At 64.0% G+C, this 9,340-nt stretch carries 10 protein-coding genes; 1 reads left to right on the forward strand and 9 read right to left on the reverse strand.

What is annotated here, in order from left to right; all coding sequences use genetic code 11:
• The 7 genes from ACFMO5_RS04390 to ACFMO5_RS04420 form a co-directional block, all read right to left on the reverse strand.
• Window positions 1–214 (reverse strand): DUF488 family protein (locus ACFMO5_RS04390; protein ID WP_376791540.1); only part of this gene is annotated, 214 nt, incomplete at its 3' end.
• Between the two features lie 216 nt (window positions 215–430).
• Window positions 431–1,300, reverse strand: a complete 870-nt coding sequence (locus ACFMO5_RS04395) for a DsbA family protein (protein WP_376791541.1) — start codon at window positions 1,298–1,300, stop codon at window positions 431–433.
• A 154-nt stretch (window positions 1,301–1,454) separates the two neighbouring features.
• Window positions 1,455–1,961, reverse strand: a complete 507-nt coding sequence (locus ACFMO5_RS04400; protein ID WP_376791542.1) for a class I SAM-dependent DNA methyltransferase — start codon at window positions 1,959–1,961, stop codon at window positions 1,455–1,457.
• A 304-nt stretch (window positions 1,962–2,265) separates the two neighbouring features.
• Complete coding sequence (locus ACFMO5_RS04405; protein ID WP_376791543.1) at window positions 2,266–2,658, reverse strand: hypothetical protein; 393 nt, start codon at window positions 2,656–2,658, stop codon at window positions 2,266–2,268.
• A 220-nt stretch (window positions 2,659–2,878) separates the two neighbouring features.
• Window positions 2,879–3,280: a DoxX family protein gene (locus tag ACFMO5_RS04410; RefSeq protein ID WP_376791544.1), complete on the reverse strand. Its 402-nt coding sequence runs from the start codon at window positions 3,278–3,280 to the stop codon at window positions 2,879–2,881.
• Window positions 3,281–3,479: 199 nt separating this feature from the next.
• Window positions 3,480–4,367 (reverse strand): VOC family protein, encoded by an 888-nt coding sequence (locus tag ACFMO5_RS04415; RefSeq protein WP_376791545.1) that lies wholly within the window; start codon window positions 4,365–4,367, stop codon window positions 3,480–3,482.
• 134 nt (window positions 4,368–4,501) lie between these two features.
• Window positions 4,502–5,461 carry a ring-cleaving dioxygenase gene (locus ACFMO5_RS04420; protein WP_376791546.1) on the reverse strand — a complete coding sequence of 320 codons (960 nt, stop codon included), beginning with the start codon at window positions 5,459–5,461 and terminating at the stop codon, window positions 4,502–4,504.
• A 303-nt stretch (window positions 5,462–5,764) separates the two neighbouring features.
• Here ACFMO5_RS04420 and ACFMO5_RS04425 point away from each other — a divergent pair, with 303 nt between their 5' ends.
• Window positions 5,765–7,213, forward strand: a complete 1,449-nt coding sequence (locus ACFMO5_RS04425; protein WP_376791547.1) for a serine hydrolase — start codon at window positions 5,765–5,767, stop codon at window positions 7,211–7,213.
• Between the two features lie 265 nt (window positions 7,214–7,478).
• On the opposite strand, the gene ACFMO5_RS04430 is transcribed toward ACFMO5_RS04425, so the two are convergent.
• Together ACFMO5_RS04430 and ACFMO5_RS04435 are read right to left on the reverse strand one after the other, a co-directional pair.
• Window positions 7,479–8,150, reverse strand: a complete 672-nt coding sequence (locus ACFMO5_RS04430) for a DUF1122 family protein (RefSeq protein WP_376791548.1) — start codon at window positions 8,148–8,150, stop codon at window positions 7,479–7,481.
• A gap of 365 nt (window positions 8,151–8,515) precedes the next feature.
• Entirely contained in the window at window positions 8,516–9,166 is a 651-nt protein-coding gene (locus ACFMO5_RS04435) for a glycerol-3-phosphate acyltransferase (protein WP_376791549.1), read from the reverse strand.
• Window positions 9,167–9,340 lie beyond the last annotated feature (174 nt).

Raw genomic sequence — 9,340 nt, forward strand, 5'->3', positions numbered from 1 at the left:
TTCGTCGCCCCCCCAGCTCTGGAATGTGCCGGTAACCGATGCCGACAGCGGCCAGCGCGGCGGCCAGCGCAGGACCGTTGAAGTGCGGATGCCGTCGAGAGCTCGGGAATCGGCGCACGTCGATCACCTTCTCCACACCATGCGCTTGAAGAAGACCGAGAAACAGCTCCAACCTCCGATTGGAATGTCCAATGGTCAAAATCGTTAGCCTCATCCTTTCATCCCGCGGCGAGGGGAATTGCCCCACAAAGATCGAACAGAGGGACCACCGCGTTTCCCCTGGCTGCCGTTTATTGTCCCCAACCATTAGGATCTCGTCAACAAGCGCTACGTCGTTCGCGGAACGGGAGGGGTTGAAGATCCGGGCGCCCTTAGGGGAACGGCCCCGCTCCCCGAATCCTCTAGTAGAAGAAGGGATGGGAGAGGAGGGCTATCCCGCCAATGGATGCGCCGGCTGCCAGAACTCCCCCCGCGGGACCGGGATCCGGTGAACTTTCCCCTCGCGCTCCAAGCGCTCCATCTCCGCCCGCGCGGTTTCCTGGTCCTGGCCGTAGATCTCCGCAAGCTCTCGAGTGGTCAGCGGACCGTATTCGGCCAGTAGGGTCAGAGGGTCCCGGGGCGGGTGTTCCTCCAGCGCCGGTGCCAGGCGGCGGAGGATCTCTCGATAGGTCGCGTAGGAGCGATGCCCGATCACCAGGACCGGCCGCTGGGCGCCAGGGGTCATCACCCGGCCGATGTAGCGGAACAACAGCGTGGGGAAACCAGTCACCCCATAACGCCGGCATTCCTCCAAATCCTCGTGGAACGCCCGCTCCGCCCGCCCGTTCTCCAAATCCGTCCGCCACCGCTCCAGATCCAGCCCCTCCACTTCGCGGGCCAGCGCCTCCTGCTCATCCCGCCGGGAGATGTTCCGCCGCTCGGTCAACGCCGCCCGACGGAAGCGTCGCAGGAGCCGCTCCCCAATGACCTCACCCTGCAGGAAAGCGGCGCGGATGGCGATACAGGCGGGCCAGGTGGAGAAGTGCGGATCCTCCAGTTCCAGCCACAACCGCTCATCGATCGGCTGCCCGGAGCGCTCCGAGACCATCCGCCAGTGCGGGGCCACCTGGGCCGGCGTGCGGATGTTGTTGAGAGCGTCGTAGAACTCCGCCATATCCCGCACCAGGCCGCCCATTACGTAACGGATCCGTACTTGATCCCGGAACGTCTCTCGGATCCGATAAAGCATGGGCTCCGTGGCCCAGCACCAAGAGCAATAAGGATCCGTGAAATAGGTGATCTCCACCTTCGCCGAGTCCATCTTAGAGATCCGTTTCGCTGGGAATATAGGGCAGGCCAGGGAAGTCGGGCGGGCACAAGGCCCACCCCTACAACCGATCACCTCGAACATTCGTGGGCGCGCTGAGAATGGGCGGCATGGACAAAGCCTGCTTCGCCATCGGCATCCCCATCATTCACAGGGTGCCCACAAAGGGCACCCCCATTGATGCGCCGAAGCCCCCTACGAGCAGGATCCGCTCTTCAGGCTCCGGTAGGGGTTCGACCCGAAGGAGGCACAGGCCCGCCTCTTCCAGCCAGCGCCGGGCCAGGAGCGCTTCCCCTTCGTCGATTACGGTGACGATCACCCGGCCCCCCGGGGCAAGCAACGCGGGCAGCCGCGCGAAGACCTCCCGCCATCGCCCGGGTTGGGCCAGGAGGTCCGGCCGCCGAAGGAGGATGACGTCGAACAGACCCACGCGCTCCGGCAGGAGCCGGGCGGCATCGGCGCAGATGAAGCGAGCCCCTTGCCATCGGGCTCGTGCCCTCACGATGGCTTCCTCATCGAGATCGACGCCGAGGAAATCCCTCACCCGCCCGGAGGCGATGAGCGCCCCCGCCTCCTCCGCCGTCCCGCAACCGATATCCAGGAGACGGAGCGCATCCCCGGGTGGAAGCCACTGGCTCCACGGGAGGCTGTTCATCCGCCGAGCCTTTCCCTTAGTATTGGCAAGCTGGCCCTGCGGCAGGCCTGTCTTCATCGTTGACCTGCTGGGCGACGAAGGCAACCACTCTCACCCCAAACGCAGGGCTTTTCACTTAAAGACGGCATACCTGTGAGGAAGGGAATGGCCCCTCTCCCCTTCCCGCGGCCCTTCGGGCTGCGGGAAGGGGAGAGAAAATTGTTTCGGGGGCTGGGCCGAAGGCCCCCGGCCCAGCCCCCGAAAACTCCAAATTTAAGCCCGGCCCCAAACAGAAGGCGCCTGCTCGCCCCCAGGATCGCCAGCCTCAACCGCTGCACCACCCGTTGGCGGGATCGCACACAGGCCCTTCCCCCTCGTCGGGCAGGATCTCGAGCTCCTGCGCGAACGGCTGATCCCATAAAGCAGGGAGCTCGGCGATCCGACGCCAACCTTCCCCCGCCGGCACCCGTTCTACCCGAAGGTCCTCGAAGTAATGATCAAGGACCGCGGCCCGCTCCATAGCCAGCGGCGGGGAGCAGTAATCTTCTTCCTCCCACACCGCTTCGCCGGCCTCGGGATCCCAACGGGCGTTCTCCAGCGAGGCCGTTAGGGCCGGCCCGAACGGCTGTAGGGCTCGGAACTCCCCACGCTCCAGCCGGGCCCGCAGCTCCGCCGCACGCCCCATCCGCAACCGGGCACGCACCAGATAAAAGGCCATCCATCCCTCCTTTCGAAACCCTGCAACACACGGGAGGAGAAAGGCAAACCGCCATCCGGCGTCGATGGCCCCCTCCCGCCGCACAGCCCGAAGGGTGGTGGGGAGGGGAGAAAAAATCCTTGGGGGTTAGGGACCGCCTCCAGCGGTCCTAACCCCCAAGGCCGATCGTTGGTCGAAGGCCATCCGCCCGCCTTCCAGGCCGCCCCCCCTCCCGAGTTTCCTATGGCCACAGTTGGGGGGTCAGGCTGAACGGCCAGCGTTCGATCAACAGAAACATCAGCGCGGAGCCCATCAAGGCCATGTTCTTGGTGAAATTCACCATCTCGATCATCCTTTGCTGCTGATCCTGCAGAGCCCAGAAATTATGCATCTTGAAGCTGACCGGCAGGAAGAACAAGACCACGCTGAGCACCCCGATGCCCGGGTAAACCCCGAGCAGGAAGCTCAGGCCCCCAATCAGCAAGAGGATCCCTGTCACGATCACCGCCAGCCGCGGCGCAGGCACCCCCTTATACTGCGCATACTGGGTGAGCTGCTCGGTGCCCATGATCAGATGGTTCGCCGCGTTGAACAGATAATAAACCCCAACGATGATCCGGCCAATAAAGAATACGACCTCCATCGTGCACCTCCGCAACGGTTGAGTTAAGATGTGGGCTTTCGCCCGGTGGGAGCTGGGGATCTCAGGATCCCCAGCTCCCACCGGGCGGGATCAGCCGCCGCTGATCCGCCCAACACTCCTCTTCATTCCTGCGGAATTCCTTGCTGAAGCGCACGCTTGTGAGAGGGGAACAATGGTCAGACCCAGCCTGCCGGATCATTCATCCAAGCGCTTCGTCCAGAGCGAAACGGCCTTCCAGGACAACCTGAAGGCGGTTGGCGGAAGGATCTTGCAGGAAGAGCACCCCAGACCCTTCGCGGACGGGCAGGCCGGCGGCAAGAGCTCGCTCCCGAATCCCTATCCAGGACGCCTCATCGGGCACCACTAGGGAAAACGACCGGAGACCGACCGCATCAGCGGGAGGCGGCGGGGCGCCCCGGCCGGCCCAGATGTTGGTCCCCACGTGATGGTGATATCCCCCCGCGGCGAAGAAACGGGCCCCTGGATAATCCCGCTGGGTCACCTCCAGGCCCAGGATCCCGACGTAGAACCTCTCCGCCTCCTCCAGATCGGCGACGTGCAGGTGGATGTGGCCGATGTCGGTCCCCGACGGAAGCCCCTCCCACGGCTCAGGGATCGCCTCCCCGAGCAGATCCTCCACATCCAGGGGCTTCGTCACCATCGCCAGGCGCCCCTCCTGCCAGGGCCACTGCGCCCGCGGTCGATCCCGATAGATCTCCAGGCCGTTCCCGTCCGGATCCGGAAGATAAAGGGCCTCGCTGACGCCGTGGTCCGAGAACCCCTGGAACGGCCACTCATGCTCTAGGAGCCGCCGGAAAACCCGGGCCAGATCCCGCCGGGTTGGGACGCGGATGGCGACGTGATAGAGCCCGGTGGTCCGAGGCGGCTTCGGCCGAGCCCCCCGAAGCTCCGTCAGGATCAACAACGGAGGAGGGGACCCAGTGGCTGAGAGGAGAACCGTGGCGCCCTCCCGTCCGATCTCCAGGAACCCCAGGAGGTCCCGATAAAACGCCAGGGCGCGCCCCAGATCACGGACCTGGAGATGGGCATATCCGATATGAGCACCCTGAAGCCATTGTCCGCTCATCAGATCTCGCCTCCCTCAAATGGGCCGATGAAGCATTCCCGGTAGGGGCACCCCTTGCGGGTGCCCCTACCCCATCCCACTGAAATCCTCTGTGGAGAAATCATTCCCACGCGTTGGGCTGACTGCCTCGCGATTCATATCGTGGAAATCATGAGCGGCGGCAACGCCGCCTCAATCTCCGCCCGCAATGGTTCCAGCCATGGAGGCAACATCAGCCCGGTCCCCAGGCGCTCCGGCGCCTCATCCACGGTGAACCCCGGCGGATCGGTGGCGATCTCAAAGAGCACCCCGCCGGGCTCCCGGAAGTAGATCGAGCGGAAGTATTTGCGATCCATCACCGGTGTAACGTAGAGGCCCAACGCCTGTAGGCGGGTCCGCCAGGCCCCTTGCTCCGCCTCGTTCCGCACCCGCCAAGCCACGTGGTGCACCGTCCCCACCGCAACGCGGCCCCGGGACATCCGCGGATCCACCCGGAGGTCCACCCACGCCCCTGGCCCGCCCGCCCCAACCGCCAGACGGACCCGATCGCCCTCCTCCTGCACCAGCCGGAAGCCCATCCCCTCCACCAGGAAACGGAGGGTCGGCTCGGCGATGGCTTCCAACATAGTCACAGCGTGCAGGCCTCGCAGCGCATATTCCGGCGGAATCGGCCCTTCCGGCCAGCCCGGACGCTCTTCCGCGCGAGGGTGAGCAACCAGCTCCAGTTCCAAACCATCAGGGTCCTGGAAGCTCAGGACCACCTCCTCCTCACCGAAGCGCGGGGCGATCCGTTCCACAGAGATCCCATGGGCCCGCAGCCGCCCTTGCCAGTAATCCAGGGCCGACACCGGGATCGTGAAAGCGGTCGCCGCCACCTGCCCCGCCCCCACCCGCCCCGGACGGGCCTGGGGCCACGGGAAGAACGTCAGCAAGGTCCCTGGCCGGCCATGCGAATCCCCATAGTACAGGTGATAGGTTCCTGGATCGTCGAAGTTCACCGTCCGCTTGACCAACCGCAACCCCAGGATCTCCGTGTAGAACCGCACGTTCCGCTGCGGATCGCCCGCGATCGCGGTCACGTGATGTAACCCCTGGATCGCCACCTGATCGTTCATCGAGGCCTCGAATTTAAATCTAACGTTAAGTTTAATTTTCTGTGGGAAAGCATACCTCATCTCGGGCGACCTGTCAAGAACTCAAGCTGGCGGTTCTTTCCGCGCTCTACCCCCTACCCTTAAAGATGGGCCTCCATCTCACGGGTTAGCAATTTGTCGCGCTGGTCCAGGAGGTGTCTTCCCTTTCAGGCATCTTTCTTCCGCGGCTATAATGAGTGGGAATTCCGGGCGATGCCGGTTGCCCGAGAGGGCCTGGGTCGCCTTGCGTTGATCCTTGCTTTCCTCAAGGAGGAGGTGCGGTCTATGTTGCGTTCTCTGAACCGCTGGATGGCATGGGGGATTGTGGGGTTACTGGTGGGGTTTTTGGTCTGGCAGTTCGTCCTGTTCCAGCAAGAGCTTAACCGGATCCCCCACACCTGGACCGTGGCTGGGCTGGCGGTAGGCGGCCGCTCGATTGAAGAGGCTCTGGACGTTGTGGAGCAGGCGCTGAACACCCCACTCCAAGTTCACTATCGCGATCGGACCCTGATGCTGGATCCGGTCGATCTGGAAGTGCGACTGGATCGCGAGAAAAGCCGTGAGCTCCTGAGAGAAGCCATGGCGGAACGCCAACGCCCGGTGGCTTTTCTGCAGTTTCTGTTCCGCCAGCCTCCGCCCCCCCGCGACCTCCCGATCTCCGTCCAGGCCTCCGCGGAGAGGATCCGCCTCTGGCTGCTGGAGGTCGCCCGGCAGTTCGACGAGCCGCCCGAGGAGCCCCAGCCCGATCTCGAGAACTTCACGTTCCGCCCGGGCCGCCCCGGCCACGTGTTGAACATCAGCCTTTCCGCCGAGCGGCTTCAAGCCGCGCTGGCTCAGGCGGCCCCCCGAGAGATGAGCCTGGCGGTGGAGGAGAAGCCAGCCCCGGCCCTTTCCTTGGCCGCGTTGGGTCGATTCTTCGAAGCCTACCTTCAATCCTTCGATGGGACCGCGGGGATCTTCATCAAAGATCTACGTCAGGGGGAAACGTGGATGCGCAACGGAGATCTGGCCTTCTCCGGGATCGGGGTGATGCGCCTGCCGGTTGCCCTGGCCATCGCCCGGAGCCGGGATCTGGTCCATGACGAGGCCCGCCGCGCCCGCGTGTTCCAGATGCTGACGGATGAAGCGGCCTTGCCAGCCCTTCAGGAGCTCCTGACGGATCTGGGCGATGGGGAGCCGGAGCAAGGCGCCGAGCGGACCACCGCCCTCCTGCGGGAACTGGGTTTGGTGAACTCCTTCATCGCCTGGCCTTTCGATCAGCCCGGTGCTCCACCTGCGGTGGTCACTCCGGCGAACAGCCGCCCCGACCTGCCCACCCATCCGGATCCCCGGCAGCAGACCACCCCCGAGGATACCGGGGTGCTCTTGGAGATGCTCTATCAGTGTGCCCGAAACGGTGGTCCCTTGCCCCTGGTCTCGGACGGCGCGATCGAGCCGGCTGAGTGCCAGTTTATCTTGGAAGCGATGGCCCAGAACCGCTTGGCGGATGCTCAGGGCCAGCCCACTCTGCTGGCCGCAGGCCTTCCCCCGGGCATCGCCTTCGCCCGTCGCCCAGGATGGACGAACGAGACGCGCATCGATGCAGGAATCGTGATGGCCGGTCCATCCGATTACGCGCTGGTGGTCTTCCTGCACCGCCCCCTGCTGATGGAATGGGAGGAAGCCGTTCGAATGATGCGGGACCTGTCGCGGATCACCGCTCAATTCTTCCTGGGAACGCCGAGGAATGATTAAAACTCAGCCGCACGGGTTTTGGTTTCGGCTATGTTAAGACCCCACGAGAGGAGACGAGAGGGCCCCACCCCTACTTACGGCCTGATTTTAAAAATTAACTCCCCCATGGGGGTGGGGCCTCCCGCTTCCCTCACGGCGTATCCTCAGCGTGGAAAGTCCGGCTTAATTTGTTAAATCTCATTAGACAGCAGGGAGGGGAAAAACAGCCGGGAGGCGCTATTCCAGCCCTTCCCCTGCATACCAGAATGAGTTACGTAGTAAGGGCTTACGATTCATCGGGAGAAGTCCACAGCGAAAGCAACTCTTCCACCCGGCGCCGGGCATGCAGGAACTCCAGTCGGGTCGCTCCTTCGGTGCGGCGCAGGAAGGTCCGGATCTCCTCCCATAATTCATCCGCACGTCGCCAGTAATGCGTCTCCTCCCGCGGTTTGAACCCCTGAAGCTTGCGAGGGCCCTCTCGCCAGCCCTCCGCGATCGACCAGTCCCGAATCGGAAAGGCGCAGCGGGCGTAGAACAGGCACATCCCCAGCGGCGTCAAGATCGGCGGGACCCCCAGCCGGAGGGCCTGTTCCGTTTCCTGATGGATCGCTTGCGATTCACCGAAGGTCTCATACGCCAAGGCCAGCCAGCCTCCGGGCGGGATCAGGCGGCCAACCGCTCGAAAGAACGTCCGCAACTGAGCGTCGTCCAGCTCGATCACCTCGCCCTGAAAGGCGAGCGGATAGCGGAAGAAACCATCGAACCAGCCCGGGATCGGTCGAGGCCTTGGCATGGCGTAAAGGCCCCGCAGGATCGGCCGATCCGAGCGCATCCCCTCCCGCTCCAGGTAAAAGGCCAGGTAGTGCTGTCCTGCGGTGGCCGCAGGCCCCTCCTCCTGCACACGGATCCGATAGGGGCCGATCACAAAGCCATCCAGCGCTTCCCAGCTCAGCGCCATCATCGCGGAACCCCGTTCGTGGTCAGGCGCTTGAACACTCCCGATTTGACCTCTGCGAAGACCCCTCACGGGCCTCCGGTTCCCCCTGGCGTCAAGTGGCGACAAAGGCCTTCTGCGCCATCCAGCAGGTGGAAGCCGGTTCTTTTGCACGCCGCTTATCACGGGCACTCAAGCGCCCTACTACTGCTTTTGGGGGTTGGTTCCCTGGGATTTTGGGGCCGTTGACCTGCATCACCCCATATCCTCAAAAATGAATGAAACACGACAAACGAGGCTTTGTTCGTAACAAGGGCCCGTGCGCCGCGCTCCCTTTGCGAACATAGCTTGCGCACCCAGTCCTCTCCCTCCTCGCTGCAGCGTGAAAGTTAACTACTTAGTTCATGGGGGGCCCTCGCCGAATGCGTAGGCCGCATGGAGATGCGCAGGCGGGGTTCAGTGCCTTCTCGAAGACGTCGGAAATTCGGACGCAGGGCCCACACAACCATTCCCAGGGTACCCAGCCCATACAGAACGTCCGTCCATGGCCCGTGCAGGAAAACGGCCCGCGCCGCGAAAATCAGCGGGATCGCCAGGCCCAGGACGAGCGAGGTCAGGGATGCGTAGCCGGTGAGGGCGGCCGCCAGCGGGACCAGCGGGAGCAGCACGGCCAGGGATGGGGGCCAGAGGGCAACCGCCGCACCGACGTTGGGCGCCGTGCCAGCTCCCCCTCGAAAGCCCATCCAGAGGGACCAGTTATGGCCGGCCACTGCCAGCCATCCAGCCACCACCTCGGCGATGGGCTGGCCAGGGAATAGGGATCGCGCCAGCAGGATCGCCAGCGCTCCTTTCGCCAGATCTCCCAGCCCGGTCAGCAGGCCAGCGGGGAGCCCCCCCGCCCGCATCGCATTCGTTCCGCCTGTCCGACCGCTTCCCACCCACCGGATATCCTGGCCCGTGAGCAAGCGAATGACGATCCATCCGGTGGGAAAGGATCCCAACAGATAGGCACCAAGGATCAACGCAAGTCCTCGTTCCACCGAAATCCCGCTCCGAATGAGGTAGGGAAGGTGAAACCGCTTTTGAGGGCCCCACCCTCCTTGAAATCCCCCAGCTGGAGGAAAATGATGAATCGTACCTATTTAGCCCGGTCGTAGAAACGGGCGCTAATAAAGTTTAGGTTTGGGGTCGAGCCGCGCGCCTTCGGCGCGCGG

Origin of the sequence: Thermoflexus sp. (assembly GCF_042408365.1) — a bacterium.
Classification (GTDB): Bacteria; Chloroflexota; Anaerolineae; order Thermoflexales; family Thermoflexaceae; genus Thermoflexus.

Excerpts from the sequence above, each read along its gene's own strand:
- ACFMO5_RS04395 (WP_376791541.1), bottom strand. The coding sequence starts at position 1,300 with ATGGACTCGGCGAAGGTGGAGATCACCTATTTCACGGATCCTTATTGC.
- ACFMO5_RS04400 (WP_376791542.1), bottom strand. The coding sequence starts at position 1,961 with ATGAACAGCCTCCCGTGGAGCCAGTGGCTTCCACCCGGGGATGCGCTC.
- ACFMO5_RS04405 (WP_376791543.1), bottom strand. The coding sequence starts at position 2,658 with ATGGCCTTTTATCTGGTGCGTGCCCGGTTGCGGATGGGGCGTGCGGCG.
- ACFMO5_RS04410 (WP_376791544.1), bottom strand. The coding sequence starts at position 3,280 with ATGGAGGTCGTATTCTTTATTGGCCGGATCATCGTTGGGGTTTATTAT.
- ACFMO5_RS04415 (WP_376791545.1), bottom strand. The coding sequence starts at position 4,367 with ATGAGCGGACAATGGCTTCAGGGTGCTCATATCGGATATGCCCATCTC.
- ACFMO5_RS04420 (WP_376791546.1), bottom strand. The coding sequence starts at position 5,461 with ATGAACGATCAGGTGGCGATCCAGGGGTTACATCACGTGACCGCGATC.
- ACFMO5_RS04425 (WP_376791547.1), top strand. The coding sequence starts at position 5,765 with ATGTTGCGTTCTCTGAACCGCTGGATGGCATGGGGGATTGTGGGGTTA.
- ACFMO5_RS04430 (WP_376791548.1), bottom strand. The coding sequence starts at position 8,150 with ATGGCGCTGAGCTGGGAAGCGCTGGATGGCTTTGTGATCGGCCCCTAT.